General features: G+C 68.0%; 27 protein-coding genes and 1 riboswitch. Of the genes, 13 read left to right on the top strand and 14 right to left on the bottom strand.

From position 1 onward, the window contains the following. The first annotated feature begins 105 nt into the window (after nt 1-105). Nucleotides 106-2,106 (top strand): ATP-binding protein, encoded by a 2,001-nt coding sequence (locus ABE473_RS09100; RefSeq protein WP_346489303.1) that lies wholly within the window; start codon nt 106-108, stop codon nt 2,104-2,106. Nucleotides 2,107-2,173: 67 nt separating this feature from the next. Next, nucleotides 2,174-2,464, top strand: a complete 291-nt coding sequence (locus ABE473_RS09105) for a DUF3247 family protein (protein WP_176990643.1) — start codon at nt 2,174-2,176, stop codon at nt 2,462-2,464. 33 nt (nt 2,465-2,497) lie between these two features. On the opposite strand, the gene ABE473_RS09110 is transcribed toward ABE473_RS09105, so the two are convergent. After that, nucleotides 2,498-2,761 carry a hypothetical protein gene (locus ABE473_RS09110; protein WP_123731285.1) on the bottom strand — a complete coding sequence of 88 codons (264 nt, stop codon included), beginning with the start codon at nt 2,759-2,761 and terminating at the stop codon, nt 2,498-2,500. Nucleotides 2,762-2,903: 142 nt separating this feature from the next. Between ABE473_RS09110 and ABE473_RS09115 the strand changes: the two genes are divergently transcribed. From ABE473_RS09115 to ABE473_RS09125, 3 genes are read left to right on the top strand one after another with little or no spacing between them, the layout of a single operon-like run. Beyond that, complete coding sequence (locus tag ABE473_RS09115; protein WP_176990644.1) at nt 2,904-4,025, top strand: class I SAM-dependent methyltransferase; 1,122 nt, start codon at nt 2,904-2,906, stop codon at nt 4,023-4,025. Then, nucleotides 4,022-4,726 carry a pseudouridine synthase gene (locus ABE473_RS09120; RefSeq protein WP_176990645.1) on the top strand — a complete coding sequence of 235 codons (705 nt, stop codon included), beginning with the start codon at nt 4,022-4,024 and terminating at the stop codon, nt 4,724-4,726. Before ABE473_RS09115 ends, ABE473_RS09120 begins: the two co-directional genes overlap by 4 nt. After that, nucleotides 4,723-5,415, top strand: coding sequence for an HAD family phosphatase (locus ABE473_RS09125; protein WP_346489243.1), 693 nt, complete (start codon nt 4,723-4,725; stop codon nt 5,413-5,415). Before ABE473_RS09120 ends, ABE473_RS09125 begins: the two co-directional genes overlap by 4 nt. 76 nt (nt 5,416-5,491) lie before the next feature. Here ABE473_RS09125 and fabB read toward each other — a convergent pair whose 3' ends face one another. After that, nucleotides 5,492-6,700: a beta-ketoacyl-ACP synthase I gene (gene fabB / locus ABE473_RS09130; protein WP_176990647.1), complete on the bottom strand. Its 1,209-nt coding sequence runs from the start codon at nt 6,698-6,700 to the stop codon at nt 5,492-5,494. Then, nucleotides 6,700-7,215, bottom strand: a complete 516-nt coding sequence (fabA, locus tag ABE473_RS09135; protein ID WP_070471641.1) for a 3-hydroxyacyl-[acyl-carrier-protein] dehydratase FabA — start codon at nt 7,213-7,215, stop codon at nt 6,700-6,702. Before fabA ends, fabB begins: the two co-directional genes overlap by 1 nt. Nucleotides 7,216-7,446: 231 nt before the next feature. Between fabA and dinB the strand changes: the two genes are divergently transcribed. Further along, nucleotides 7,447-8,559, top strand: coding sequence for a DNA polymerase IV (dinB, locus tag ABE473_RS09140; protein WP_346489244.1), 1,113 nt, complete (start codon nt 7,447-7,449; stop codon nt 8,557-8,559). A gap of 275 nt (nt 8,560-8,834) precedes the next feature. Here dinB and ABE473_RS09145 read toward each other — a convergent pair whose 3' ends face one another. Together ABE473_RS09145 and ABE473_RS09150 are read right to left on the bottom strand one after the other, a co-directional pair. After that, nucleotides 8,835-9,758: an MBL fold metallo-hydrolase gene (locus ABE473_RS09145; protein ID WP_346489245.1), complete on the bottom strand. Its 924-nt coding sequence runs from the start codon at nt 9,756-9,758 to the stop codon at nt 8,835-8,837. A gap of 51 nt (nt 9,759-9,809) precedes the next feature. Beyond that, the gene (locus ABE473_RS09150; protein WP_346489246.1) at nt 9,810-10,448 is read right to left on the bottom strand and encodes an NAD(P)H-binding protein; all 639 of its coding nucleotides are present in this window, start codon (nt 10,446-10,448) and stop codon (nt 9,810-9,812) included. A 96-nt stretch (nt 10,449-10,544) separates the two neighbouring features. Here ABE473_RS09150 and ABE473_RS09155 point away from each other — a divergent pair, with 96 nt between their 5' ends. From ABE473_RS09155 to gph, 3 genes are all read left to right on the top strand, one after another. Beyond that, a complete protein-coding gene (locus ABE473_RS09155; RefSeq protein WP_346489247.1) occupies nt 10,545-11,447 on the top strand; it encodes a LysR family transcriptional regulator in 903 nt (300 codons plus the stop codon). 2 nt (nt 11,448-11,449) lie between these two features. Further along, complete coding sequence (locus ABE473_RS09160; RefSeq protein ID WP_346489249.1) at nt 11,450-11,842, top strand: hypothetical protein; 393 nt, start codon at nt 11,450-11,452, stop codon at nt 11,840-11,842. 108 nt (nt 11,843-11,950) lie between these two features. Continuing rightward, a complete protein-coding gene (gph, locus tag ABE473_RS09165) occupies nt 11,951-12,601 on the top strand; it encodes a phosphoglycolate phosphatase (protein WP_346489250.1) in 651 nt (216 codons plus the stop codon). 113 nt (nt 12,602-12,714) lie between these two features. Here gph and btuB read toward each other — a convergent pair whose 3' ends face one another. Further along, the gene (gene btuB, locus ABE473_RS09170) at nt 12,715-14,556 is read right to left on the bottom strand and encodes a TonB-dependent vitamin B12 receptor (RefSeq protein WP_346489252.1); all 1,842 of its coding nucleotides are present in this window, start codon (nt 14,554-14,556) and stop codon (nt 12,715-12,717) included. 121 nt (nt 14,557-14,677) lie between these two features. Continuing rightward, a riboswitch (cobalamin riboswitch) is annotated at nt 14,678-14,910 on the bottom strand. Nucleotides 14,911-15,062: 152 nt separating this feature from the next. On the opposite strand from btuB, the gene ABE473_RS09175 reads away from it, so the two are divergent. After that, nucleotides 15,063-15,641 (top strand): histidine phosphatase family protein, encoded by a 579-nt coding sequence (locus ABE473_RS09175; RefSeq protein ID WP_179461173.1) that lies wholly within the window; start codon nt 15,063-15,065, stop codon nt 15,639-15,641. A gap of 37 nt (nt 15,642-15,678) precedes the next feature. On the opposite strand, the gene ABE473_RS09180 is transcribed toward ABE473_RS09175, so the two are convergent. Together ABE473_RS09180 and ABE473_RS09185 are read right to left on the bottom strand one after the other, a co-directional pair. Continuing rightward, nucleotides 15,679-16,050 (bottom strand): TfoX/Sxy family protein, encoded by a 372-nt coding sequence (locus tag ABE473_RS09180; RefSeq protein WP_179461172.1) that lies wholly within the window; start codon nt 16,048-16,050, stop codon nt 15,679-15,681. Continuing rightward, complete coding sequence (locus tag ABE473_RS09185) at nt 16,047-16,529, bottom strand: GAF domain-containing protein (protein ID WP_346489253.1); 483 nt, start codon at nt 16,527-16,529, stop codon at nt 16,047-16,049. Before ABE473_RS09185 ends, ABE473_RS09180 begins: the two co-directional genes overlap by 4 nt. A gap of 120 nt (nt 16,530-16,649) precedes the next feature. On the opposite strand from ABE473_RS09185, the gene bioD reads away from it, so the two are divergent. Continuing rightward, nucleotides 16,650-17,333 carry a dethiobiotin synthase gene (gene bioD / locus ABE473_RS09190; RefSeq protein WP_346489254.1) on the top strand — a complete coding sequence of 228 codons (684 nt, stop codon included), beginning with the start codon at nt 16,650-16,652 and terminating at the stop codon, nt 17,331-17,333. A 3-nt stretch (nt 17,334-17,336) separates the two neighbouring features. Here bioD and ABE473_RS09195 read toward each other — a convergent pair whose 3' ends face one another. The 4 genes from ABE473_RS09195 to msrB all read right to left on the bottom strand — a co-directional run bounded on the left by ABE473_RS09195 (nt 17,337) and on the right by msrB (nt 21,980). Beyond that, complete coding sequence (locus tag ABE473_RS09195) at nt 17,337-18,767, bottom strand: PLP-dependent aminotransferase family protein (protein WP_346489256.1); 1,431 nt, start codon at nt 18,765-18,767, stop codon at nt 17,337-17,339. A gap of 154 nt (nt 18,768-18,921) precedes the next feature. Then, nucleotides 18,922-19,668: a peptide-methionine (S)-S-oxide reductase MsrA gene (gene msrA, locus ABE473_RS09200; RefSeq protein ID WP_346489258.1), complete on the bottom strand. Its 747-nt coding sequence runs from the start codon at nt 19,666-19,668 to the stop codon at nt 18,922-18,924. Nucleotides 19,669-19,679: 11 nt separating this feature from the next. After that, entirely contained in the window at nt 19,680-21,437 is a 1,758-nt protein-coding gene (locus tag ABE473_RS09205; RefSeq protein ID WP_346489259.1) for a cytochrome c biogenesis protein DipZ, read from the bottom strand. A gap of 36 nt (nt 21,438-21,473) precedes the next feature. Beyond that, nucleotides 21,474-21,980, bottom strand: coding sequence for a peptide-methionine (R)-S-oxide reductase MsrB (gene msrB, locus ABE473_RS09210; RefSeq protein WP_176990660.1), 507 nt, complete (start codon nt 21,978-21,980; stop codon nt 21,474-21,476). Nucleotides 21,981-22,126: 146 nt separating this feature from the next. Here msrB and ABE473_RS09215 point away from each other — a divergent pair, with 146 nt between their 5' ends. Both ABE473_RS09215 and ABE473_RS09220 read left to right on the top strand, forming a co-directional pair. Then, nucleotides 22,127-22,849 (top strand): response regulator transcription factor, encoded by a 723-nt coding sequence (locus tag ABE473_RS09215; protein ID WP_346489260.1) that lies wholly within the window; start codon nt 22,127-22,129, stop codon nt 22,847-22,849. Next, nucleotides 22,846-24,315 carry a HAMP domain-containing sensor histidine kinase gene (locus ABE473_RS09220; RefSeq protein WP_346489261.1) on the top strand — a complete coding sequence of 490 codons (1,470 nt, stop codon included), beginning with the start codon at nt 22,846-22,848 and terminating at the stop codon, nt 24,313-24,315. Before ABE473_RS09215 ends, ABE473_RS09220 begins: the two co-directional genes overlap by 4 nt. Nucleotides 24,316-24,408: 93 nt before the next feature. Here ABE473_RS09220 and ABE473_RS09225 read toward each other — a convergent pair whose 3' ends face one another. Further along, entirely contained in the window at nt 24,409-24,774 is a 366-nt protein-coding gene (locus ABE473_RS09225) for a phasin family protein (RefSeq protein WP_088432036.1), read from the bottom strand. Nucleotides 24,775-24,903: 129 nt separating this feature from the next. Next, nucleotides 24,904-25,257, bottom strand: coding sequence for a 6-carboxytetrahydropterin synthase QueD (queD, locus tag ABE473_RS09230; protein ID WP_176990663.1), 354 nt, complete (start codon nt 25,255-25,257; stop codon nt 24,904-24,906). Nucleotides 25,258-25,301 lie beyond the last annotated feature (44 nt).

A 25,301-nucleotide genomic window follows, 5' to 3' on the forward strand; every position in this document is an offset into this window, starting at 1 on the left:
CCAGGCCCGCCCCCGACCCTCGGCGCTTGACGCTGCGAATACGCGCGTTGGCCGATCCTGTCCTCCTCTGTTTCGCCAGTTGCCTCATTGAAGCCCTTGCCCAGCCTGCCCACTTCGACGTTGGAACGCGCCTCTTTCCTGGCTTCATCGCCGGATCCGGCCCTGTATCGCACGGTACTTGAACGCCTGAATGCGGGGTTCTGCATCATCGAAGTGATCTTCGATGACGCGGGTGTCGGCGTTGACTACCGGTTCGTCGAGGTAAACGAGGCGTTTGCCCGTAACACCGGGCTCGACAACGCCTGTGGCCAGCGGATGAGCAGCCTGCAGCCCGGGCATGAGCAGGATTGGTACCGTGTCTATGGCGAGGTGGCACTGAGCGGCCAGGCCAGGCAGTTCGAGATGGAAGCACGCGCCTTGAACCGGTGGTACTCGGTCGAGGCGGTCAGCGTGGGCGAGCCCGGCGAGCATCTGGTGGCCGTGGTGTTCTTCGACATCACTAACCGCAAGCACATCGAAGTGGAGCTGGCCGAAAGCGAGGCGCGCTTCAGTGCGCTGGCCGATGGCCTGCCGATGCCGGTCTGGGTGCTGGATGAGCGCGGCCATTCGCGCTTCGTCAACAGCGCCTTCAGTGAGTTCTTCGGTGGCGATGAGCAGCGCGTGCCGGATGACGTCTGGCGTGGGCTGGTGCATCCCGATGATGCGTCGGTGTTCGATTACGAACTGCAGGAAGCGCTGAAGTCGCAGCGCTCCATGCATGCGCTGGTCCGCGGCCGCCGCGCCGACGGCCAGTGGCGCTGGCTGGAAATGAATGCGCGTCCGCGCTTCTCGCGGATGGGCCGTTTCATCGGCCTGGCCGGCAGCAGTCCGGACGTGACCGAGCGCCGCGAGATCGAAATGGCGCGCGAGGAACTGCTGCAGTCCGAGCGTGCCGCACGCAGCGCTGCCGAAAACATGGCGCGCTTGAAGGATGAGTTCCTGGCCACGCTGTCGCACGAGCTGCGCACGCCGCTGACCACCATCCTGGGCTGGAGCGAACTGCTGCTGCAGCGCATCGACAACACCAGCCCGATGTACAAGGGCCTGGGCGTGATCGCCAACAGTGCGATGGCGCAGAAACGCCTGATCTCGGACATGCTGGACCTGAGCAGCATGCTGCTGGGCAAGGTCCAGCTGGAAGTGGAGATGCTGGATCTGCGTGGGCAGCTGGAAGAAGCGATGCGCGCGCAGGAGCTGGTCGCCGAAGGCAAAGCGCTGTCGATGGAACTGGTGATGCCCGACGAGCCTTGCCTGGTGCTCGGCGATGCCACGCGCCTGCAGCAGGTTCTGTGGAACCTGCTCTCCAACGCGATCAAATTCACCCCCGCGGAAGGGCGCGTGATCCTGACCCTGGCCGCCGACGGCGGGCAGTGGTCGATCACCGTGACCGATTCCGGCGACGGTATCGCACCGGAATTCCTGCGCCATCTGTTCAGCCGCTTCCGCCAAGCCGACGGCACTACCACGCGCCGCCACGGCGGCCTGGGGCTTGGGCTGGCGATCGTGCAGCAACTGGTCGAACTGCATGGCGGCGTGGTCGCGGCCAGCAGCGAGGGCCACGGGCAGGGGGCGAGCTTCAACGTGCGCCTGCCGCGCTATCAGCCACAGGCTGACGGTCGTCCGCTGCGCGAAGTGTTCAGTGGCCCGATCACCGAGCAGATCATCGAACCGTATCCGCTCAAGGGCCTGCACCTGCTGGCCGTGGAAGACCAGCCCGAAGTGCTGGAGTACCTGCGGCGGCTGCTGGAGGAACAGGGTGCCTCGGTCACCACGGCCTCCTCGGCCGGGGAAGCGCTGGCCCTGCTCAACGAGAACGGGCATGAGGGCATCGACGCGCTGCTGACCGATATCGGCATGCCGGGCATGGATGGCTACGGGTTGGTCCGCACGCTTCGCGACAACATGGGGGTGGAACCCGACGCGCTGCCGGCCGTGGCGGTGACCGCGCTGGCGCGTGCCGACGATCGCAAGCGCGCGCTCGCCTCGGGCTTCCAGGAACATGTGGCCAAGCCGTATTCGGTGGCCCAGCTGGTCGCCGCTGTGCGCGGCGTGCTTGGCGGGCGCTGAGCGTCCGCCGTTGGCGGTGTGTTGACGCCGCCACGGGCACACTGAGGCGTACGCCACAGGAGTTGCCATGTCCCGTTACGCCCCCCGCATCCACACCGATCCGGCCGCCATCGCGGCTCTGGAAGCGCTGCTGCCGCAGCTGCATGGCCAGACCCAGGTCGAACTCACGCTTGATGATGGCAGCCGCCTGCTCGGTACCGTGGCCGTGCAGCCGACGCTGCAGCAGTACCGCGACGCCGAGGAGAACGAAGGCAGCAATGGCCAGCTGCGGCTGGACGATCTGGACACCCCGGTGCAGCAGCACGTGGTGTGGCTGGACCAGATCAAGGCCATCCGGCAGCTGCCCTACCGCGAGTGATCGCGGTGGGCAGGCGCGCCGCCAGAGACGGGATCAGTGAATGAATTCGCTGGGTTCGGCCTCGAAACGGCGCGCGTAGGCCCGCTCATCGGCGATCCGGGCCACTTCTTCATCGGCCAGGTCCGGGGCGCCATAGACCGCATAGGCCACGCTGCCGTCGGCCGTTTTGCCGACCTGGTGGAGCCGGTAGCGCGAATGGCCGCCGCCGGTGTCTTCGGGGTAATGCACCGGTGGTTGGCTGCCCTCCATGTCCATCTCGCTGTTGTCGACTACGCCACCGACGAACAATGCACGCATGAGCCATCTCCACGGGAAGTGAGGCTCCACCCTGCCGGTTTGGATGTTGTCAGGGCATCAACAGGACGTTGAATAAACGCAAATCCGGGTGGGGCGGAGCGAACCGGTAGAATGGCGGCCTCTTTCAAGATGTGCCCCCCGCATGGCTGCCCAGCACGACGCTCCCCTGGAAACCCTGTTCCTGCCGTTCGCCAGTGGCGTGCTGTCCTGGCCCGCCGGCCCCGTGCTGTTCCTGCGCGCCCGCGATGGCGCCCCGCTGCGCGAGCATGCCCAGCCGGCCCAGCTGGTCTGCGAGCAGAGCTTCCGCCCGTTCGCCGATGCGCTGGAAGCCAGTGGCTGGACGGTGCGCGACGAACAGCAGCTGGCCACCGATGCCACCCGCTACGCGGTGGTGCTGGTGCTGCCGCCGCGCCAGCGTGAGGAAGCCAAGGCGCTGTTCGCCCGCGCGCTGGCCCTGGCCGCCCCGGGCGGCATCGTGGTGGCCTGCCAGCACAACAACGAAGGCGCCCGCTCCGGCGAAGGCGACCTGCAGCAGCTGGCCGGCCTGGGCGGCAAGCTGACCAAGAACCACTGCCGCGCCTACTGGACCGCCCCGCTCAACGGCCAGCACGACGCCGCGCTGGCGCAGCGCTGGGCGTCGCTGGACGCGCCGCGCGCGATCCTGGGCGGCCGCTTCCAGAGCCGCCCGGGCATCTTCGCCTGGGACCGCATCGACCCGGCCTCGGCCCTGCTGGTCGAGCAGCTGCCGGCCGATCTGGCCGGCCGTGGCGCCGACCTGGGCGCCGGCTTCGGCTATCTGTCCGCCGAAGTGCTGGCGCGCTGCCCGAACGTGACTGCGCTGGACCTGTACGAGGCCGAAGGCCGCGCGCTGGCGCTGGCCCGCGAGAACCTCGGCGCGCTCGGCAAGCCGGCGGCGCTGGCCTACCACTGGCAGGACGTCACCGCCGGGATCGACGGCGAGTACGACTTCATCGTGACCAACCCGCCGTTCCACACCCCGTCCCGCGCCGACCGTCCCGACATCGGCCAGCGCTTCATCGCCGTGGCCGCGCAGGCGCTGCGCCCGGGCGGCCGGATGTGGCTGGTGGCCAACCGCCACCTGCCGTACGAGCAGATCCTCAACGAGAGCTTCGGCCAGGTCCGCGTGGCCGCCGAGCGCGATGGCTTCAAGCTGATCGAAGCGACCAAGGCCAGCAAGAACGCCACGCCGGTCCGGACGCCGCGCAGCACCGAGCCGAAGTGGGGCCGCGGAGGCCGCGCATGAAGCTGGTCAAGCTGTTGGCCAACCTCGGCTATGGCAGCCGAAAGCAGGTGCAGGGGATGTTCCGCGCCGGCCTGATCACCGATGCCGAGGGCGAGGTGCTGTACGCCGACGATGCGGTGGCGCATGAGGCGATCCGGGTCGAGGGCGAGCCGCTGGACCCGCCGCAGGGCCTGACCCTGCTGCTGCACAAGCCGCGCGGCTATACCTGCTCGACCAAGGACAAGGGCCGGCTGATCTACGACCTGCTGCCGCCGCGCTATCGCGACCGTGCGCCGGTGCTGTCCTCGGTGGGGCGGCTTGACCGCGATACCAGCGGGATGCTGCTGATGACCGACGACGGCGCGCTGCTGCACCGGATCGTGTCGCCGAAGTCGCGCCTGGACAAGGCCTACGAGGTCACCTTGGCTGAAGACCTGCGCGGCGATGAAACCGCGCGCTTCGCCAGCGGCACGCTGCTGCTGGAATCGGATGACAAGCCGCTGCTGCCGGCCGAGCTGCACGTCAACGGGCCGCGCCAGGCGCAGCTGGTGCTGCATGAAGGCCGCTACCACCAGGCCCGCCGCATGTTCGCGGCGGTCGGCAACCACGTCGAGGCACTGCATCGCAGCCGCATCGGCGGGCTGTCGCTCGGCGGGCTGCCGGAAGGCGAGTGGCGCATGCTGGATGCGGCCGATCTCGAGACGCTGTTCAACGTCCCATGACCGCCTTTGCCGCGCTGCCGTTCCTGCCCGACGCCGTCATCTTCGACATGGACGGCCTGATGATCGACAGCGAGCGGGTCTCGGTCGCGTGCTGGTCGCAGGCGGCGCAGGAACTGGCGCTGCCGTTCCCGGAGGGGTTCTGGCTGCGCATGGTGGGCCTGGGTGATCGCGATTGCGAACGCCTGCTGCTGCAGACGGTGGATGCCGCGCAGGTCGCTGCGCTGTTCGCGCGCTGTCATGACCTGTACGAGGCGCGGACACAGCAGGGGCTGCCGCTGCGTCCGGGCATCCTGGAAATCCTGCAGCTGCTGCACGAACACGGCATTCCGCGTGCGGTAGCGACCTCGACGCGGCAGCCGCGTGCCTCGCGCAAGCTGGCGGCGGCCGGGCTGCTGCCGTTCTTCGAGGTGGTGGTGACCAGCAGCGACGTGTCGCATCCCAAGCCGGCCCCGGACATCTATCTGCTGGCGGCGCAGAAGCTGGGCAAGGACCCGGCGCGCTGCCTGGCGCTGGAGGATTCCCCCGCCGGCATCCGCGCGGCGGTGGGTGCGGGCATGACCGCGATCCAGGTGCCGGACCTGGTGCATCCGGACGAGGAACTGCGCGCGCTGGGGCATCGCATCGTCGATTCGTTGCTGGATGCGCGGCAGTTGCTGGTGCCGTTGTTGCCGGTGACCGGCGCGCGGTAACGAACGGCGTCGCCCGTCTGGACCACGAAAAAGCCCGGCACATGGCCGGGCTTTTTCATGTCGATCCAGGCGGTACTCAGATGCGGCTGAACACCAGCGCCGCATTCGTGCCGCCAAAGCCGAAGCTGTTGGACATCACGGTGTTCAGCTGTGCCGGCTGGGTCTGCTGCACGATCGGGAAGCCTTCCACCAGCGGATCCAGCTCGCCGATGTTGGCCGAGCCGGCGATGAAGCCGTCGCGCATCATCAGCAGGCAGTAGATCGCTTCGTGCACGCTTGCGGCGCCCAGCGAGTGGCCGGACAGCGCCTTGGTCGAGGACAGCGGCGGAATGCTCTCGCCGAACACTTCGCGGACGGCCTTCAGCTCGGTGACGTCGCCCAGCGGGGTCGAGGTGCCGTGCGTGTTGAGGTAGTCGATCGGGGCGGTGATGTGCTCCATCGCCATGTTCATGCAGCGCACCGCGCCTTCACCGGACGGGGCGACCATGTCGGCACCATCGGAGGTGACACCGTAGCCGACCAGCTCGGCATAGATGCGCGCACCACGGGCCACGGCGTGGTCGTAGTCTTCCAGCACCAGCATGCCGCCGCCACCGGCGATGACGAAGCCGTCGCGGTCCTTGTCGTACGGGCGCGAGGCGGACGCCGGCGTCTCGTTGAAACGGGTCGACAGCGCGCCCATCGCATCGAACATCACGCTCATCGACCAGTGCAGGTCTTCACCGCCACCGGCGAACATCACGTCCTGCGCGCCATGACGGATCAGGTCCGCGGCGGCGCCGATGCAATGCGCCGAGGTGGCGCAGGCGGCCGACAGCGAATAGCTCAGGCCTTTGATCTGGAACGCGGTGGCCAGGCAGGCCGACACGGTGGAGCACATCGTGCGCGGCACCATGTACGGGCCGACCTTGCGCACGCCACGCGCACGCAGGATGTCGGCCGATTCCACCTGCCACTGGCTGGAGCCACCGCCGGAACCGGCGATCAGGCCGGTACGCGGATTGGCGACCTGCGCCTCGTCCAGGCCGGCGTCGGCGATGGCGTCGCGCATGGCGATGTAGGCGTAGGCCGAGGCATCGCTCATGAAGCGCTTCACCTTGCGGTCGATCTGCGCGTCCAGGTCCAGCTCGATATTGCCGCCCACGTGGCTGCGCAGGCCGGCTTCGGCGTGATCGGGCAGGTGGCGGATGCCGGCGCGGCCTTCACGCAGTGCCGAGGACACGGTGTCCAGATCGTTGCCCAGGCACGAAGTGATGCCCATTCCGGTAATGACGACGCGACGCATCAGAAGTTCTCAGTGGAAGTGAACAGACCTACACGCAGGTCCTTGGCAGAATAGATTTCGCGACCGTCCACCAGCATGCGGGCATCGGACTGTGCCATCACCAGCTTGCGGTTGATGACGCGCGAGATGTCGATTTCGTAGGTAACGCGCTTGGCGCTCGGCAGCACCTGGCCGGTGAATTTGACTTCGCCGCAGCCCAGGGCGCGGCCACGGCCGGGCGCACCGATCCAGGTCAGGAAGAAGCCGGTCAGCTGCCACATGGCATCCAGGCCGAGGCAACCGGGCATGACCGGGTCGCCGAGGAAGTGACAGTCGAAGAACCACAGGTCAGGGCGGATATCCAGTTCCGCGCGTACCATGCCTTTGCCATGGGGACCGCCGTCCTCGCGGATGTCGGTGATGCGATCGAACATCAGCATCGGATCATTGGGCAGGCGGCCGCTGCCCGGGCCGAACAGTTCACCGCGGGCGCTGGCCAGCAGCTGGTCGCGCGAGAACGCGTTGAGACGAGTCATGGAAAACGCAATCCTGAAGAAGTTGTCATCGGGGTGAGCCGACCACAGGTCGACTGCTCTTGCATGAAGCAAGTGCTCAAGAGTGCATGAGAAAAAGTGATTCAATCAAACGTTTTAACCGTACGCCGCCGTAGTGTTTTCAGGTTCAAAAACGCATGTCGTTGTTATCCAACAACCATACTGCGGCGTGTGGCTGTAATCTTGTTCATCTGAATCCGAGTGCCGACGCCCGTGTCCCGCCCCCGCAAGATCATTCACGTCGACATGGACGCGTTTTACGCGTCCGTGGAGCAGCGTGACGACCCTTCTTTGCGGGGCAAGCCGGTGGTGGTGGCGTGGCGGGGAATGCGCTCGGTCGTCTGCGCGGCGTCCTACGAGGCACGGGTGTTCGGGGTGCGTTCGGCGATGCCGGCGGTGCGCGCGGAGCGGCTGTGTCCGGATGCGGTGTTCGTGCCGCCGGATTTCGTGCGCTACAAGGCGGTCTCACGCCAGGTGCGCGAGATTTTCCTGCGGCATACGGACCTGGTGGAGCCGCTGTCGCTGGATGAGGCGTATCTGGATGTGACCGAACACAAGGGCGGGATGACGGTGGCGACGGAGATCGCGCAGATCATCCGTGCGCAGATCCGCGAGGAGACGCAGTTGACGGCCTCGGCGGGGATCGCGCCGAACAAGTTCCTGGCCAAGATCGCGTCGGATTGGCGCAAGCCGGATGGTCAGTTCGTGGTGCCGCCGCATCGCATCGAGCAGTTCCTGACGCCGTTGCCGGTGAACCGTGTGCCGGGCGTGGGCAAGGTGATGGCGGCGAAGCTGGCGGAGCTGGGCGTGGCGACGGTGGGCGATCTGCGCACGCTGTCGCTGGAGGAACTGGAGGCGCGGTTCGGGACGTTCGGGGGACGGTTGTTCAATCGTGCGCGCGGCGTGGATGAGCGGCCGGTGGAGCCGGACCAGCCGGTGCAGTCGATTTCGTCGGAGGATACGTTCGCGGAGGATCTGTTGCTGGAGGATCTGGCGCCGGCGATCGTGCAGTTGGCGGAGAAGACCTGGCAGGCGACGCGGAAGACGGACCGGGTGGGGCATACGGTGGTGTTGAAGTTGAAGACGTCGCAGTTCCGGATCATTACGCGCAGTTTTACGCCGGAGTCGCCGCCGGATTCGTTGGAGGAGCTGCGGGAGATTGCGTTGGGGTTGCGGGCGCGGGTGGAGTTGCCGCTGGAGACGCGGTATCGGTTGGTGGGGGTGGGGTTGGGGGGATTCCGGGAGCGGGAGGTGGTGCGCCAGCCGGGGTTGTTTGATCATCTGGGTGATGGCAACAGCAAAGGCAAAGGCAACGGCAACGGCTGATGCGCTGGTGTACGGGTGATGAGGGTTTGGGACGACGCGGATGGGGTATCGGGACCCGCTGCAAGTCCCGCTCCGCGGCCCGGCCCAGCCGCTGGCGGCTGTGCGTTCAGTCGCATGCGAGGCAGTGCCTCGCAAGCAATGCGCCTTCACCCATGTAAGCTCGTGTGTTGCCATCCATGGCAACACACGGTCCCGATACCCCACCCGCGCCGTCCCTCCGACACTGGGTCGGTGCGCATGGAAAATCGACATCGCTTTGCCTTACGTCCGCATCGTTACGGCCACTGCATTTCGCCCTTGGCTACTTTCGCGCTCAGTTCCAGTGAACTCTCGCCCGCGAGATTCGGATAGCGTTTTTTCATGGCGGCGATCAGTGCGTTGGCGTCTTTGCTGCGTGCGGTTTCTTCGTCGAAGGCGCGGATGTAGTCGGCGGTGAAATCCACTGCGCTGATGTCGAGGGGGGCACCTGCTGCGTAATGGCCGGGGATGACACGAGTGGGCTTCAGCGCCTTGATGGTTGCCAGTGTCTGCAGCCAGTGCGCGTGCGATGGGGCGCTCTGGGTGTCGGCCATCCAGACGTGTTCGCCGGCGACGACCGGGATGCCGCCGAGGATGGTGCGCAGGGCGGGGATCCACAGGACGGTGCGGTCCGGGGTGGGGCCGGTGAGGCCGATGATCCTGATCGGTTGGCCTTCGAGGGTGAGGGTCTCGCCGTCGAGGGGTTTGGGGATGACGATGCGGGTGGGTTTGCCTGCGCCCATCTGTGGGCCCCAGTACGCGAGTTTGGCGGCCTGGGTGGCGTTGATGTGGGCGACGGTCGCGGGGGTGGCGACGATGCGGGCGTCGGGGAAGGCGTCCTGCAGGGTGGCCAGGCCGAAGTAGTAGTCGGGGTCGCCGTGGCTGATGTAGATCGTGGTCAGCCGTTTGCCGGAATCGCGGATGCGCTGGACGAGTTGCGCGGCGTCGGTGGCGGCGAACTGGGCGTCGACGAGGATGGCGTCGTGGCGGCCGGTGATCAGGGTGGAGGAGACCGCGAACAGGGCGTCGTCGCCGGGATGGTAGGGCTGCACCGCGAGGAGAGCGGCCTGCGCCGGGGCGGTCGCGGCCGGGCGGGCGTGGCTGCTGGCCGGCGCGAGGGCGGTGAGGCCGGTGATCAGGGCCAGGCTGAGGGCGAGGGGGGCGCGGAAGAGCATTGACATGCGGTGGGTTCCATCCAGGGCCCCGGCGGGAATCGCCGGGGCGGGCAGGGCTCAGTACGCGACGGTGGCGATCTGGCGGAGGTACTGCGGGGTCTCGATCTCGCTGACGAAGGCGTCGGCGTAGTCGGCGTAGCTGATCCGGCTGTGGCCGTCATCGCCGACCAGGAAATTCCTGGCCTGGGTGCGGAAGCCGCCGCGCTGCGGGCCGGGGCCGATTTCGGCGGCGGGGGAGTAGAACGTCCAGTCGAGGTCGTCGACGGCCCGCAGCTGGGTCAGCGTCTCGCGGGCGGCCAGGGCGACCGGCTTGTAGGCGTCCGGGAAGCCCTCGGTGTCCACCAGCTGCACGCCGGGGGCAACTTCCAGGCTGCCGGCGCCACCCACCATGATGAAGCGGGGCACGCCGGCCTGCCGCGCAGCGGCGACCAGTGCGGCACTGGTGGTGGTCACCGTGGTGGGGGCATCGCCCGGGCGCGGGCCGAAGGCGCTGGCCAGGACGTCATGGCGGGCGATCACGGCGGCCAGCGCATCGGTGTCGTCCAGCGCGGCCACGGCCAGCTGGGCGCCGTCCAGTTCGGCCGGGAGGTCGGTCTCACGGCGCACGATGGCGGTGACCTGATGGCCGCGGGCGAGAGCCTGGCGGGCGATTTCACGGCCAATGTTGCCGGTGGCACCAACAAGCGCGATTTTCATGGGGAAGGTCCGTTGAGGAAGGAAGGCCAGCGTATGCCTCTGGAATCGAACGAAAAACCGCGTATAACGGCCTAATTTGTTGCACGGATCGATCAAATGGACCGGATGACCGCCATGAACGTGTTCGTCGAGGTTGCTGAGCGCGGCAGCCTGACGGCTGCGGCCGAGGCGCTGGAGATGTCGCGGGCGATGGTGACGCGCTACCTGGCCGAGGTGGAGCGCTGGCTGGGCGCGCGGTTGCTGCACCGGACCACGCGCCGGATCAGCCTGACCGGGCCGGGCGAGGCGGCGCTGCTGCGCTTCCGGCAGATGCTGGCGATCGGCGATGAGCTGCGCGGCGAGCTGGCTACCGACAACCCCGAGCCGCACGGGCTGCTGCGGGTCACCGCGAGTGTCTCGTTCGGGCAGATCCACCTGGCCGCGGCGGTAGCCGAGTTCGTCAAACGGCATCCGCTGACACGGGTCGAACTGCTCCTCGTCGATCGGGTGGTGAACCTGGTCGAAGAGCGCGTGGATATCGCCGTGCGCATCTCGCGCGCGATCGATCCGAGCCTGATCGCGCGGCCGTTGGCGCCGTGCCGTTCGGTGCTGTGCGCGGCGCCGGCGTACCTGGCCGAGCGCGGCACGCCGGCCACGGCCGACGCACTTGCCGCGCACAACTGCCTGACCCATCACTACGTCGGCAAGAGCGTGTGGCATCTGCAGCGCGAGGGACGGAAGATCGCGGTGGCGGTGGGCGGCAACATCAGTGCCAATGAGGCGTCGCTGCTGCTCGAAGCGGTGCGCGCCGGTGCGGGTATCGCGATGTTGCCGACGTACCAGATCGCCCCGTTGCTGCGCAGTGGCGAGCTAATCGAAGTGTTGCCGGATTACGAGGTCGAAGAGCTGGGCATCCACGCGGTATATGCGTCTCGCCGGCAGTTGCCGACGATCATGCGCAGCTTCCTGGATTTCCTGGTGGAGCGGTTCGCCAGCCAAGCATTTCTTGCACAGATCTGAATGTGTTCGACCCCATCAGCGATAATGCGCCAATGACTTCCGCGCTGGCCTACCAACTCACCTCTGAATTCATTGCGGCCTTGCGTGCGCGCGACACGGCGCAGCTGCAACAGCGTTTCGCGGTGCATGCCGGTAGTCTTGAAGAGATCGACGAGGAACTGGCGAGGTATGCACTGAACCCAATGACGCTGCGTATGCCTGGTTGGGATATCGCCTTCACCGAGAATTTCTGCGGCATGGCGCCATTTGATGTCTTCGAGCGTAACGCGCCGCGGACCTGGGGGATCGAATGCACGCTGTATTCGGACGGCCATCCCACCGAGGCACGGCTGACCGCAGAAATTTGCGATGTGGATGGGGTGATGCAATGGCGCTACCACGGGCTTACAAGCTGACTGCCTGACGCTCGATTTTTCCTTGCGGCATGGTCAAGCGTGAGTGATGCCGACGTTGCAAGCCGCCCCGTACAATGGCCTCCCCACGTCGTTGAAGTGAGTGTCCTCTTGTCTTATCCGTACCCGTTGGTGGTGTTCGATCTGGATGGCACGCTGGTCGACAGCGCTGCCGATATCGCCGAAGCGCTCAACCGCACACTGCAGGACTGGCAGTTGCCGCGGGTGCCGGAGGCGACGGTGTTGACGTGGATCGGGGATGGCGTGCGACGGCTGGTCGAGCAGGCGTTTACCGCAGCCGGCAGTGATATCGATCTGGACAAGGTGATGCCGGGTTTCATGCGGCACTACGAAGCGTGTCTGTTGCGCAGCCCGCGTCTGTTCGATGGTGTCGCCGAAACGGTGGCTGCCTTGCGCGAACGTTCGGTGACCCTGGCGATCTGCACCAACAAACCGTCCGCGCTGGTGGCGCCGTTGCTGCAGCACTTCGGTCTGCAGGACGCATTCGCGCTGGTGCTGGGTGGGGATTCCTTGCCGGAGCGCAAGCCGAGTGGTGCGCCATTGCGGCATATCGCCGCGCAGTTCGGGGTGGCCGTCGAGGCGGCCCTGATGGTGGGTGATTCGATCACCGATTACCGTGCCGCGGTGGATGCCGGCATGCAGGTGGCGCTGGTGCGGTATGGGTATCCGCGTGGGCTGGATCTGGACACCGTTGAGGCGGTTGCCGTGGTGGATGATCTGCGGGAACTGCTGGTGCTGTGACGCATCAAGGCGTGTGCCGCCCCACCGGCGGCCCCAAACCCCGGAAAAATGAGCCCCACACCCCGCCGCACCCACCTGGGCCGGGACGGCGGCGGTGCCGCCGTCCGGACGCCTTATTTCGGCTGGTAACGCACGCTCAGGCGGTATTCGCGGCCGGGCTGGTTGTACCAGGCGACGGTTTCGTAGTCGCGGTCGAACACGTTGCTGACCCGACCCAGCACCGACCAGTCGCGGGTCAGGGCGTATTCCAGACGCAGGTCGAGGGTGCCGTAGCCACCCAGGCGCACGCTGTTGGCCGCGTCGTCGTAGCGCTTGCCGGCGCCGTTGGCGGTGAGGCCGGCGCGGAAGTCACCGAAGCGGCGATCCACGTCCAGGCGTGCGGTGTTCTGTGCGCGGCGGGCCAGCCAGTTGTCGAACTGCGCGCTGCCGTCGGTGCGGTTGCGCGGGTCGGTGTGGCTGAGCTGTGCGTTGAGGTCGAACCCGGCGACGGTGATCGCGCCGGTCAGTTCGGCACCGCGGATGCGGGCCTTTTCGACCTGCGACATCATGAAGGTGGTCGCATCGTAGGTGATCAGGTCATCGATGCGGGTTTCGTACACGTCCAGGCCCCAGCGCCAGCCGTCGCCCTGCTGGGCGATGCCGACGTTCGCGCTCTTGGACGTTTCCGGATCCAGGGTCGGCACGCCGCTCCACGGGTCGTAGAGGTCGCTGAAGGTCGGCGCCTTGAACGCGGTGCCGTAGCTGGCGTTGAGGCGGAACCCGCTGCCCAGCTCCAGGCCCCAGCCGAGGCTGCCGGTGGTGTGGTTGCCGAACTGCTCGTTGTCGTCGTTGCGCACGCTGGCCTGCAGGTGGTGTGCGCCGAAGCGACCCTGGTACTGCACGAACACGCCGGTGTTGTCGCGGCTGTCGACCAGGTAACCGGCGCTGCTGCCGTCCAGGTTGTCCTGGCTCCAGTCCACCCCGGCGCTCAGCAGCTGGCCGTCGGCGATGCCGATATCGGCCTGCACCGAGGCGCTGTCGCGGTGGGTCTGCGCGTTGCCCAGCCAGGTGTCGCCGTTGAAGTTGTCCGATTCGTTGTCGGAGCGGCCGACATTCACGGTCAGGTTGAAACGCTCGCTGGGCGTGTAGCGCAGCTTGCCGCCGAGCACCTGCTGCAGGGTCTCGGAGTAGTTGTAGTAACCGTCGTAATGGTTTTCGCCTTCGGCGCGCAGCGCGGTGCCTTCCAGGCTCAGCGTGTCGGTCAGCGCATAGCCGCCGCGCAGGCTCATCGACAGGTTGCGGTAGCCGTCGCGGTCGGGCTCATCGGCGCCGCACCCGGCGAACGGCGACACCGAGCCGCGGCAGGCGTTGATGCCATCGGTGTGCTGGTAGGCGATGTCGGTGCCGAACCAGCCACGCGCGCCACTGCCGCCGAAACCGCCGCTGGCCTCACGCAGGCCGTTGCTGCCACCACCGAGCTGCAGGTGCGGCGCGAACTGGCCGGCGTTGCGACGGGTGAAAATCTGGATCACGCCACCGATCGCATCGGCGCCGTACAGACTGGACTGCGGACCCCGCACGATTTCGATGCGCTCGATCTGCGCCAGCGGCAGGTCCTGGATCATGGCCAGGCCGAGGTCGCCGGTGTTGATGCGCACGCCATCGACCAGCACCAGGGTGTGCGCCGAATTGGTGCCGCGCAGGAACAGCGAGCTCTGCTTGCCCAGGCCACCGCTGTTGTTGAGGTTGATGCCGGCACGGCCGCGCAGCAGATCCTGCAGCGACGGTGCCTGGCTGCGCTCGATCTCGGCGCGGTCGATGACTTGTGCCGGCGAGATGCTGTCCTGCAGGGCGATCGGGGTGCGGGTGGCGGTGACCAGCACCTGGTCCAGTGCGGTGGCATCGTCCTGTGCGGACGCCAGCAGGGGCAGGGCCGACAGCACGGCCAGGGAAAGAACGCGGGTTTGCAGCTTCATCGATGACTCCATGCACCGCGCACGCCCGCGCGGCAAGGGGTGGGGATGATCGCGCTGCAGGGGCCATCGACGGTGGGCGGGCGCGCAGGCGCCGGCTTGCCGCCGCCATGCCCACCGCATCGCAACCAGTCGTCTTCCAGGCCGGTCTCCGGGCTCGCGGGTCGATGGCGGTGCCATCGTGCCAGGCGCCTTCCCATGCCGGAGCACAGTGGCGTATTGCCTGGTGTTTCCACGCTTACCGTTGCGGGGGCAGCGCCGGAGTGGCGGCGTGGCACAGAGCCTGACGCGTCACCGGCTTCCCGTTTCAACCTGGCGGCCTTGCAGCCCCGGGTCACCTGAAAGTGGGCGCAGTCTAAGCCATCGGCCGGGCCGGTGGAGCGCACCGGTTAGAATGCGCCTCGCTTTTTCGATGTGATCTCCATGACCCCAACGTGGTTGCAGCACCCCGGCACCGACGCCCGTGACCTTCACTGGCCGGCCGCAGCGGGCAGCAGAGGGGAGCGGGCATGATCCTCGACCTGATCCGCCATGCCAGCACCGGCCGCGACGATCATCTGGATGGCCGCACCGATCCGCCGCTGCACGAGGGCGCGACCGAGGCCATGTGCGCGCGCTATGCCGGGCTGTCCTGGCAGCGCGTGCTGTCCTCGCCGCGGCAGCGTGCACGCTCGAGCGCCGAGGCGCTGGCCGCTCTCCACGCGGTGGACGTGGAGGCCGACGAAGAATGGGAGGAACTCGACTTCGGCGACTGGGATGGCCTTGCACTGGAGGCTCTGCCGATGGACGCGCTGTCGGCCTTCCATCTGGACCCGCACGCCAATCCACCGCCGCACGGGGAAAGCTGGGGCCATTTCGAGCGTCGCATCGCGCGTGGCCTGCATCGGTTGCTGGATGACCCGGACCCGGTGCCGACCCTGATCGTCAGTCATGGCGGGCCGCTGCGGATGGTGCTGTCGCAGGTGTGCGGTCTGCCGATGGCGATGTGCTGGGCGCTGCGCATCGATCACGGCACACGGCTGCGCCTGCGCGTGGAGCGCGAGGATGACCGGCTGTGGGGCGAACTGCTGGAGCTGCAGCAGGTGTGAGGCACGCGGGTACCGACGGTGTATCGGTGCCCGCGGATCAGCGGTTGTCGTCGTCGACCTCGAACGGCGGTGCTTCGTCGCCGTCATCGTCGCGATGCTCCTCCGTGCGGTCATAGACCGGACCGGAGGCAGGGGGGGCCTTCTTCAGCGGCTGGTCGGCGATGATCGCTTCGTACTCGGCCACCAGCACAGTGCGGCGTGCTTCCGGCAGTTCCTGCCAGTGGCAGTCCTGCAGCGCGCCTTCCAGCGAGTAGAGCAGGTTCAAGCTCGGCTTGAAGCCGGCGCGGCGGACCTTGACGAAGGCACCGACCGCACCGACCGCCACCAGGTCTTCCGGCGTACGCAGACCGACCTGACGCAGCCAGGCTGCGCTCTTCGGGCCGATGTTGCGCAGCTTGACGCCACTCATCCCAGGGCCTCGACGAACACGGCGGCGATCGCTTCCAGACCGGCCTGGTCCTCGGCATCGAAGCGTGCCAGCGAGGGGCTGTCCAGATCGAACACGCCGACCAGGTCACCGTTGTGGACCAGCGGCACCACCAGTTCCGAGCGCGAGGCCGAATCGCAGGCAATGTGGCCCGGGAACGCGTCGACGTCTTCGATGCGCTGGGTCACGCGCTGCGAGGCCGCGGCGCCACACACGCCCTTGTCGAGCGGAATGCGGACGCAGGCCGGCAGTCCCTGGAACGGGCCGACGACCAGTTCCTTGCCGTCGAAGAAGTAGAAGCCCACCCAGTTCAGGTGCGGCAGGGCGTGGTAGACCAGCGCCGACAGGTTGGCTGCATTCGCGATGCGGTCGCGCTCGCCGTGCACCAGGGAGCGGGCCTGGGCCAGCAGCTGGCCGTACTGTTCCGGCTTGCTGCCGGTGAGCGTGGAAGTATCGAACATGGCCGCAGTCTACCAAGCTGCACGCCCGTCTGCGCCGGGCCCGACGGAACGCAGCGGACCGCGTGGCGGCGCTGCCGGGACGGCGGATAATGGCGCGTTTCCGCTTCCGGTCGTCCCCCCATGTCCCTGCCTGCGCCGCGCCCTGCCGCCCTGTTCGTCACCGGTACCGATACCGGCATCGGCAAGACCTTCAGCAGCTGCGTACTGCTGCATGCCCTGCGCCGCCACGGCGGCACCGCTGTGGGCATGAAGCCGGTCGCCAGCGGCTGCGAGCGCACGCCCGAAGGCCTGCGCAACGAGGATGCCACCGCCCTGCTGGCGGCCAGCGTGCCGGCGCCGGCATACGACGACCTCAACCCGTTCGCGCTGGAGCAGCCGCTGGCCCCGGAGATCGCCGCCGCGGAGGCGGGCGTGCAGCTGTCGCTGGCCCCGATCGAAGCGGCGTTCGCACGCCTGCGCGCCAGCGCCGATACGGTGGTGGTCGAGGGGGTCGGTGGGTGGCTGGCGCCGCTGTCGGCCACGCTGGACCAGGGCGACCTGGTGCGAGCACTGGAGCTGCCGGTGGTGATGGTGGTCGGCCTGCGCCTGGGCTGCCTCAACCACGCGCGGCTCACCGCCGAGGCGATCGCGGCCCAGGGCGCGCGCTGCATCGGCTGGATCGCCAACGAGGTGGATCCGACCATGGCACGACGGGATGAGAACATCGCGCTGCTCACCGCGCGGCTGCCGATGCCGTGCTGGGGGCGGCTGCCGTATGCGCCGGGCGCGGACCCGGCCAGCCTGGCCGACCGTCTGGTGTTCTGAGCGTCAGCCGTCCGCGCGGGCCAGCAGCGCCGTGGCCAACCGACCGACCGTGGCGATGGCGCCGGTGAACCGCTCGTCCAGCTCCTGGCAGCAGGACAGACGCAGGCAATGCCGGTAGCGCGCACCGCGCGAGTACACCTGGCCCGGCATGAACACCACGCCCTCGGCCAGCGCCTGTTCGAACAGCTCCCCGGCATCGATCGCCGCGGGCAGCTCCACCCACAGCAGGAAGCCGCCGGTCGGCTGGGTGGCCGACGTGCCCGGCGGGAAATGCTGCGCGATCAGGCCGCGCACGTGGCTGACCTGATCGCTGTAGAGCCGGCGCAGCCCGCGCAGGTGATGCTCGTAGTTGCCGGCTTCCAGGAACGCGGCCACCGCATCGCCGAGCAGGCGTGATTCGGCGCCCGAGGAGTGGAACTTGAGCAGTTGGATATCGGCGGCGAAGCGTCCGCCGTCGAGCCAGCCGATGCGGTAGTCCGGCGCGAGCGTTTTCGAGAATCCGCTGCAGACCATGATCCAGCCCTCGCGGTCGAAGCTCTTGGCAAGCGGTTCCAGCGGCTCCTTGAACTGCAGTTCGGCGTACACCGCGTCTTCGATCAACGGCACCTGGTAGTGGTTCACCAGCGCGGCCAGGCGCTGCTTGTTCGGCACCGGCATGCTGCCGCCGAGCGGATTGTGCACGGTCGGCATGGCCATGATCGCGGCAATGCCGCCGGCATCGAGCAGCGCTTCCAGCGCGTCCAGATCGAGCCCGTCGCGCGGATGGGTCGGCAGTTCGATCGCGCGCAGGCCCAGGCTGCGCAGCAGCGGATAAATGTTGAAGTACGACGGCGCCTCGATCGCGACCGCATCGCCGGGCTTCGTTACCACACGCAGCGCGAGCTGCAGCGCTTCCATGGCGCCATGGGTGAGCACCAGCCGGTCGGCGGTGGTGTGCAGCCCCAGCCGCGGCCCACGCTGCACGATCTGCGTCAGCAGGCGTGCCGCGCCATTCTGGCGGGCATAGGTTTCCACGGTGGTGGCCGCACGGCGCAGCACCTGCGCGGTGCTGCGGGCCAGCTGCGCACCGGGATAGAAGCGCTTGCCGCGCGGCCCGGCGAAGGCCAGGTCGACGATGCCCGGCTGCTGCTGCGCGGCCAGCACGCGCGCCATCATCGCCTGCTGTGCAGGGGCGGTCGGCGGCGAGGGCGCCTGCCGCAGCGACTGCGTGGGCTCGGGCAGGCGCGGGCTGACCACGAAGCCGGCCTTGGGCCGCGGCAACACCAGCCCGGCATCCTCGAGCTGCCGATACGCCGCGATCACCGTGTTGAGGCTGAGACTGCGCTGCGTCGCCAGTCCGCGCAGCGATGGCAGGCGGGTGCCGACCGGCAGCCGTCCGCTGCGGATCGCATCGGCCATTTCATCGGCCAGGGACTGGTAGAGGTTGGTCGCCATCGGCAGCTGCATCCATGGAAATCTGTAACCGTGCGGATGCCAGTCATCTGCATCTGTATCCGCGTCCGGCGCCAGCCTACCATGCGCTTCCAGACTTCCCCCACGCACGGCAGGATCTTGTGTGCCGTGCGTCTTTTCTTGTGTTCCCGCGCGGTCAGCGCGCTGAAATGGTGGTGCTCACCAGGCGCGGCTGCTCACGGTAGAGCGCCGGGAACTGCTGTTTCAGCGCGACGACCTTGGGCAGGTCGTTGATCCGGATGTACAGCGATTCCGGATGCAGCGTGAGGTAGTTCTGGTGGTAGCCCTCGGCGGCGAAGAACGGTTTGCCGCCCTCGACCTGGGTCACCACCGGCGCGGCGTAGGTCTTGGCCTGCTGCAACTGGGCGATGTAGGCGCGGGTCGCACCCCGCTGGGCCGCGTCGTCGGCATACACCGCCGAGCGGTACTGGGTGCCACGGTCCGGGCCCTGCCGGTTGAGCTGGGTCGGGTCGTGGGCCACCGAGAAGAACACCTGCATCAACTGGCCGTAGCTCACCTGCGCGGGGTCGTAGGTGACCTGCACCGCCTCGGCATGGCCGGTGCTGCCACTGCCCACGCGCGGGTAGGTGGCATTGGCCGCGCTGCCGCCGATGTAGCCGGAGAGCGCGTTGTCCACGCCCTTGATGTGCTGGAACACGCCCTGCACGCCCCAGAAGCAGCCGCCGGCAAACACCACCTGGGCGCGCTTCACCCCGGGCTGGCGCAGGTCCGCGATGCCGGTGGGCGCCGGCACGGCCACCGTCGTGGTGCCGGCCGCGGCCGCGTGTGCCGGCCGATCAAGACCCACCACCACGCTGACGGTGAGTGCGGCGATGGCGACAGCGATGCCGCCGGCCACGAGTTTGTCGATTGCGATCTTCATGCGATGGCTCCTCAACCAAAGGTAAAGGCGTAGGCGTGCACGCCCGGATCGAGGAACTCGATCTCGAAGGTGCGCTCCTGCACGGCGCCGGACTGGCGGATCAGCTGATACAGACGGTTCTCATCGACCCGGCCCTCACCATCGGCCGAGACGTCCCCGCCGGCCGCGGCGCCCGGCGGCTGGCCGTCGATGCGCACGCGGAAGCGCACCGGTTTGCCGTCTGCGCCCGGGGCCAGCACCAGGTGCAGGTCGCGGGCATGGAAGCGGAAGGCGATGCGGCCACCGCTTGTCTCAAGCCGGGCGTCTTCGTTGCCCACGGTCCAGCGTCCGGCCAGTGCCCACTGGTTGTGCTGCAGCGTGGTCGGCACGGTGTAGTCGGCAGGCTGATCGTGGCGCTGCCCACCGGCCGAGGCGAAGTTCTCGGCGCGCGCATGGCCGAGGTAGGTCTCGGGCGACTTGAGGTTGTCCATGTCGGCCTGGCGCGCCACGCCGTCCAGCGCCATCGCCACCGGTGCATCGTCACCAGGCAGCGTGTTGCCGGCCTCGCGCAGCAGCTGGCGGATGATCTGCTCGGACTGCGCGTAGTTGCCCTCGCCGAAGTGATGCGCGCGGATATTGCCTTGCGCATCGATGAAGTAGTGCGCCGGCCAGTACTTGTTGTTGAAGCCGCGCCAGATCGCGAAGTCGTTGTCGATCGCCACCGGGTAGGTGACCTTCAGATCCTTCACCGCGCGCTGCACGTTGGCCAGGTTGCGCTCGAAGGCGAACTCCGGCGCATGCACCCCGATCACCACCAGCCCGTGGTCGCGGTAGCGCTCGGCCCACTCGCGCACGTAGGGCATGGCACGCAGGCAGTTGATGCAGGAGTACGTCCAGAAATCGACCAGCACCACCTTGCCGCGCAGCGCCTGCGCATCCAGCGGCGGGCTGTTGAGCCAGCCGGTGGCGCCGGCCAGCGAAGGCAACGTGCCTTCCACCGGCAGCGGTTCTCCGGGCGTGGTGGCGGCGCGCCTCATCGCGCCGCCGGCCGGCGGCTCCTGCGCCGGCAGCACGTCGAGCAGGCCCTGTTCCAGCTTGGCGGTGCTGACCGTGGAGAGCCGGGTCAGCACGCCGGTATCCCAGCCCATCGCAATGGCGATCACCGCCAGCAACGCCGCGATGCCCAGCCCACGCCGCACCCACTCGCCCACGCCAAGGCGGCGTTTGAGCGCGGCGAACACGCGCCCGCCGATCCAGATCGCCAGCGCCAGCGAGGTCGCCGCACCCAGCGCGTAGGCCAGCAGCAATCCGCTGGTGCCGACACTGGCGCCCTGCAGCGCCGCACCGGTCAGGATCAGGCCGAGGATCGGACCCGCGCACGGCGCCCACAGCAGGCCGGTAGCGATGCCGATCAGCAGCGAGGTGCCGACGCCCCCGCGCCCCGCGTCACTGGCCGCATCGGCCGAGGCGCTCAGCCGCGCGCCCAGCCGCTGGAACGGCGACAGCAGGCGGTCGGCCAGGGCCGGCCACAGCAGCGCCAGCGCGAACAGCGCCATCACCACCAGCGCGAACCAGCGCCCGATCTGGTTGGCCTGCGCCACCCACTGGCTGCTCACTGCGGCCAGGCTGGCGACCACGGCGAACATCAAGGCCATGCCGATCAGCAGCGGCAGGCCGCTGCGCAGGAAGGGGCGGTCCGAGCGGGCGAACACGAACGGCAGCACCGGCAGGATGCAGGGGCTGAGGATGGTGAGCACGCCACCGAGGTAGGCCAGCACGAGCAGAAGCATGGAGAGGTCCTTCTATGACGCGGGGAAGTGCGGCGCTCAGGCCGCGACGAAATTCATGGCCACGCCGTTCATGCAGTAACGCAGGCCGGTCGGGCGTGGGCCATCATCGAAGACGTGGCCGAGGTGGCCACCGCAACGCCGGCAGTGCGCCTCGACACGCACCATGCCCAGCGTGGTGTCGCGGTCTTCACCGACCGCATCGTGCAGCGGTGCCCAGAAGCTGGGCCAGCCGGTACCGCTGTCGAACTTGGTGGAGGAGGAGAACAGCGGCAACGCGCACCCGGCACAGGTGAAGGTGCCGCGCCGGTGCTCCTTGTTGAGGGGGCTGCTGAACGGCCGTTCGGTGCTCTGCCGGCGCAGCACGCTGTACTGGGCCGGGGTGAGCTGTTCGCGCCACTGCGCATCGCTGCGCATGACCTCGAACTGGCGCGCAGGCGCGGCGGGGGCAGCCGGGGCGGGCCCGCTGCAGGCGGTCAGTCCGAACAGGCCGGCCGCGGCGGCCATGCCACCCATTCCAAGCACATTGCGACGTGTGTAACGCATGGCCGATCTCCGGGCACGGGAACGATGCGGCCATGCTGCGCCCGGGCCGGTCAACGAATCCTCACGCAGGGTTAAATTTTCCGTGACACATTCCGGTCGCGATCCGTCGACAATGGCGCCATGCCCTCCTGCCGCCCCCCGAGCCGATGAGCAGTGCCAAGCGCGTCCTGATCGTCGAAGACGATGTCCACATCGCCAACCTGCTGCGCATGCACCTGCGCGATGAAGGCTATGAGGTCACCCATGCCGCCACCGGCGACGAAGGCCTGGCCCTGCTCGAAGCGCAGCCCTGGAGCGCCCTCGTGCTCGACCTGATGCTGCCCGGCGTGGACGGGCTGGAGATCTGCAAGCGCGCCCGTGCCATGACGCGCTACACGCCGATCATCATCACCAGTGCGCGTGCCAGCGAAGTGCACCGCATTCTCGGCCTGGAGCTGGGCGCGGACGACTACCTGGCCAAGCCCTTCTCGATGCTGGAACTGGTGGCACGCGTGAAAGCGCTGCTGCGCCGGGTCGAGGCGATGGCGCAGAACGCGCGCATCGATGCGGGTGAGATCGAGGTCGCCGGGCTGCGTATCGATCCGGTCGCGCGCACGGCGCTGGTCGACGGCCGCGCGCTGGAACTCACCCCGCGCGAATTCGACCTGCTGTACTTCTTCGCCCGCCATCCCGGCCAGGTGTACTCGCGCATGGACCTGCTCAACCAGGTCTGGGGCTACCAGCACGACGGCTACGAGCACACCGTCAACACCCACATCAACCGGCTCCGCAACAAGATCGAGCGCGACGCGGCAAACCCGCAACGCATCCAGACGGTGTGGGGGCGCGGCTACAAACTGGTCGATGCCAGCGAGGACGCAGGCGCATGATCCGGCTCACGCTGTCGCAACGCCTGTCCGCCGTGTTCTTCGCGCTGCTGTTGCTGTGCGGGGGCGCGCTGCTGTGGATCCAGATGCGCAGCACCGCCGTGCATGAGCAGGAAACCGTGCAGCGCCTGTCGCGCGGGCTGGCCGAGCACATCGCGCGCAGTGGCGAGCTGATGGATGGCCGCGGCATGCGCAATGGCGAAGTGCGCGCACTGTTCGGCAAGCTGATGGCGGTCAACCCGAGCGTGGAGGTGTACCTGCTCGACGATCAGGGGCGCATCCTGGGCCACGACGCGCCGGAGGGGCATCTGAAACGGGCCCGGGTCGATCTGGGTCCGGTGCAGGCGCTGCTGCGCGATGAGCCGCTGCCGATCCTCGGCGACGACCCACGCAGTGCGACCGGCCGCAAGGTATTCAATGCGGCGCCGCTGTGGGTGCAGGGACGGCAGGCGGGGTACATCTACGTGGTATTGGTCGGTGAGCAGCGCGAAGCACTCGCCGCCAACATCGCTGCCAACAGCACGCTGCGCACCACCTTGTGGTCGCTGGCGATCGTCGCGGTCGTTGGCCTGCTCGCCGGCCTGGTCGCGTTCCGCTGGGTGACCCGCCCCCTGCGCCAGCTGACCCGGCGCATCCAGTCCTTCGATGTCGATACCGCCACGCCGGATGCCGCGCCGCCGCCGGCCCCGTTGCGTGCCGGTGAGCGCGACGAGCTGGCGATCCTGCAGCACAGCTTCGGCCACATGGCCCAGCGACTGGGCGAGCAGTGGCAGCAGCTGCGCCAGCAGGACCTGCAGCGGCGCGAGCTGGTCGCCAACATTTCCCATGACCTGCGCACGCCGCTGTCGTCGCTGCACGGCTACCTGGAAACACTGGCACTCAAGGACGCCACGCTCAGCGCCGACGAGCGTCAGCGCTATCTCTCGATCGCTCTGTCGCAGAGCCACAAGGTCGGGCGGCTGGCCCAGGCCCTGTTCGAGCTGGCCCGGCTGGAGCACGGCGGGGTGGTGCTCGACCGCCAGGCCTTCTCGCTGCCGGATCTGATCCAGGATGTATTCCAGAAGTTCGAGCTGGCGGCCGAGTCACGCCGGCAGACGCTGGGCGCCGACATCCCGCCCGGTCTGCCGCCGGTGGTCGCGGATCTGGCGTTGATCGAGCGGGTGCTGACCAACCTGCTGGACAACGCCATCCGGCATACGCCGGAAGGTGGTCGTATCACCGTGACCCTGCGCGCGGCCGAGGGCGAGGTGCAGATCAGCGTGGCCGACACGGGCCCCGGCATCGCCCCCGAACGGCGCGACACCCTGTTCACCGCGATGCCGGCACTCGGCAGCCAGCGGCCGGACAGCGGCGGGCTGGGCCTGTTGATCGTGCATCGCATCCTGCAGCTGCACGGGCGCGACATCCGCCTGCTGGACCACCGTGACGGGGCGCTGTTCGTGTTCTCGCTGCCGACGACCCGGCAATAACGCCGGACAAAAAAAGACCCGACAGAGGGAGGGTTCTGTCGGGTCTGGGATTGCGTGGGGGGAGGGACCCACGCAAATTCGATGTTGTCCGGCTCAGCCGCGCGTCTTGCCTGCGCTGGGCGTGGCGGCCGCGAACGGCTGCCGGGCGAGTTCGCCGAAGGCTTCGGAGGCCTTCAGCCCCAGGCCGGCCACTTCCTGGCTGGCGCTGGTCCAACGAGCGAGGTTGTCACGTGCCAGTTGCGCGCCCTTGGGCAGCAGCGACTGCAGCGTGCCGGCATCCTGTGACTGCACGATTTCACCGAAGAACCCGCTGGTGGCGGTGATGTTCTTCTCCAGCGTCTTCAACTGCACCCCGAACATGCTCTCGGCATTTTCCAGTGCGAGCCGGTTGGCACGCGTGGCCGTGGCGGCCAGCTGGCGGGTGTAGTCGCTGAAGGAATCGGTGAACGCGGACGCCATGGTCAGGACGGCTCGAGAACGTTGATGCAATGCAGCATACGCCGAAAATATTGCATTGCAACATTTCGTTGCCCGTTGTGGTCCGGTTTCAGGTGAATGTTTTAAAGATCAATGGGTTGCGCCGCCGGATCAGCCGCGATAGCGGCAGCCGGAGGTGCAGGTTTCGTGCACCGTGACTTCGCTCAGCTCGGGCAGGGCCGGCTTGAGTTCGTTCCAGATCCAGATCGCCAGCCGTTCGCTGGTCGGGTTCTCCAGGCCGGGAATGTCGTTGAGGTAGTGGTGGTCCAGGCGGTCGTAGATCGGCTGGAAGGCGGCTTTGACGTCGCCGAAATCCATGATCCAGCCGGTCTGCTCGCCAGGCTCCCCCTCCACCTTGAGTTCCACCCGGAACGAGTGCCCGTGCAGGCGCGCGCACTTGTGGCCCGGCGGCACGTTGGGGAGGTGGTGAGCGGCCTCGAGGGTAAAGACTTTGAAGATTTCCATGGCCGCATTGTAGCGGTGGGCCGGGGGTCCAGCAGGCCCGGCGC

This window comes from Stenotrophomonas sp. TWI700 (assembly GCF_039673645.1).
GTDB lineage: Bacteria > Pseudomonadota > Gammaproteobacteria > Xanthomonadales > Xanthomonadaceae > Stenotrophomonas > Stenotrophomonas maltophilia_AA.

What these genes read in the sequence shown, in the direction of transcription:
- ABE473_RS09220 (WP_346489261.1), top strand. Translation starts at nt 22,846, where the DNA reads ATGATCCGGCTCACGCTGTCGCAACGCCTGTCCGCCGTGTTCTTCGCG.
- ABE473_RS09155 (WP_346489247.1), top strand. Translation starts at nt 10,545, where the DNA reads ATGGACCGGATGACCGCCATGAACGTGTTCGTCGAGGTTGCTGAGCGC.
- ABE473_RS09205 (WP_346489259.1), bottom strand. Translation starts at nt 21,437, where the DNA reads ATGCTTCTGCTCGTGCTGGCCTACCTCGGTGGCGTGCTCACCATCCTC.
- msrB (WP_176990660.1), bottom strand. Translation starts at nt 21,980, where the DNA reads ATGCGTTACACACGTCGCAATGTGCTTGGAATGGGTGGCATGGCCGCC.
- ABE473_RS09215 (WP_346489260.1), top strand. Translation starts at nt 22,127, where the DNA reads ATGAGCAGTGCCAAGCGCGTCCTGATCGTCGAAGACGATGTCCACATC.
- ABE473_RS09125 (WP_346489243.1), top strand. Translation starts at nt 4,723, where the DNA reads ATGACCGCCTTTGCCGCGCTGCCGTTCCTGCCCGACGCCGTCATCTTC.
- fabA (WP_070471641.1), bottom strand. Translation starts at nt 7,215, where the DNA reads ATGACTCGTCTCAACGCGTTCTCGCGCGACCAGCTGCTGGCCAGCGCC.
- ABE473_RS09105 (WP_176990643.1), top strand. Translation starts at nt 2,174, where the DNA reads ATGTCCCGTTACGCCCCCCGCATCCACACCGATCCGGCCGCCATCGCG.
- ABE473_RS09180 (WP_179461172.1), bottom strand. Translation starts at nt 16,050, where the DNA reads ATGAGTGGCGTCAAGCTGCGCAACATCGGCCCGAAGAGCGCAGCCTGG.
- msrA (WP_346489258.1), bottom strand. Translation starts at nt 19,668, where the DNA reads ATGAAGATCGCAATCGACAAACTCGTGGCCGGCGGCATCGCTGTCGCC.
- ABE473_RS09145 (WP_346489245.1), bottom strand. Translation starts at nt 9,758, where the DNA reads ATGTCAATGCTCTTCCGCGCCCCCCTCGCCCTCAGCCTGGCCCTGATC.
- fabB (WP_176990647.1), bottom strand. Translation starts at nt 6,700, where the DNA reads ATGCGTCGCGTCGTCATTACCGGAATGGGCATCACTTCGTGCCTGGGC.
- ABE473_RS09110 (WP_123731285.1), bottom strand. Translation starts at nt 2,761, where the DNA reads ATGCGTGCATTGTTCGTCGGTGGCGTAGTCGACAACAGCGAGATGGAC.
- ABE473_RS09115 (WP_176990644.1), top strand. Translation starts at nt 2,904, where the DNA reads ATGGCTGCCCAGCACGACGCTCCCCTGGAAACCCTGTTCCTGCCGTTC.
- btuB (WP_346489252.1), bottom strand. Translation starts at nt 14,556, where the DNA reads ATGAAGCTGCAAACCCGCGTTCTTTCCCTGGCCGTGCTGTCGGCCCTG.
- ABE473_RS09120 (WP_176990645.1), top strand. Translation starts at nt 4,022, where the DNA reads ATGAAGCTGGTCAAGCTGTTGGCCAACCTCGGCTATGGCAGCCGAAAG.
- ABE473_RS09185 (WP_346489253.1), bottom strand. Translation starts at nt 16,529, where the DNA reads ATGTTCGATACTTCCACGCTCACCGGCAGCAAGCCGGAACAGTACGGC.
- ABE473_RS09175 (WP_179461173.1), top strand. Translation starts at nt 15,063, where the DNA reads ATGATCCTCGACCTGATCCGCCATGCCAGCACCGGCCGCGACGATCAT.
- ABE473_RS09225 (WP_088432036.1), bottom strand. Translation starts at nt 24,774, where the DNA reads ATGGCGTCCGCGTTCACCGATTCCTTCAGCGACTACACCCGCCAGCTG.
- ABE473_RS09150 (WP_346489246.1), bottom strand. Translation starts at nt 10,448, where the DNA reads ATGAAAATCGCGCTTGTTGGTGCCACCGGCAACATTGGCCGTGAAATC.
- queD (WP_176990663.1), bottom strand. Translation starts at nt 25,257, where the DNA reads ATGGAAATCTTCAAAGTCTTTACCCTCGAGGCCGCTCACCACCTCCCC.
- ABE473_RS09195 (WP_346489256.1), bottom strand. Translation starts at nt 18,767, where the DNA reads ATGGCGACCAACCTCTACCAGTCCCTGGCCGATGAAATGGCCGATGCG.
- bioD (WP_346489254.1), top strand. Translation starts at nt 16,650, where the DNA reads ATGTCCCTGCCTGCGCCGCGCCCTGCCGCCCTGTTCGTCACCGGTACC.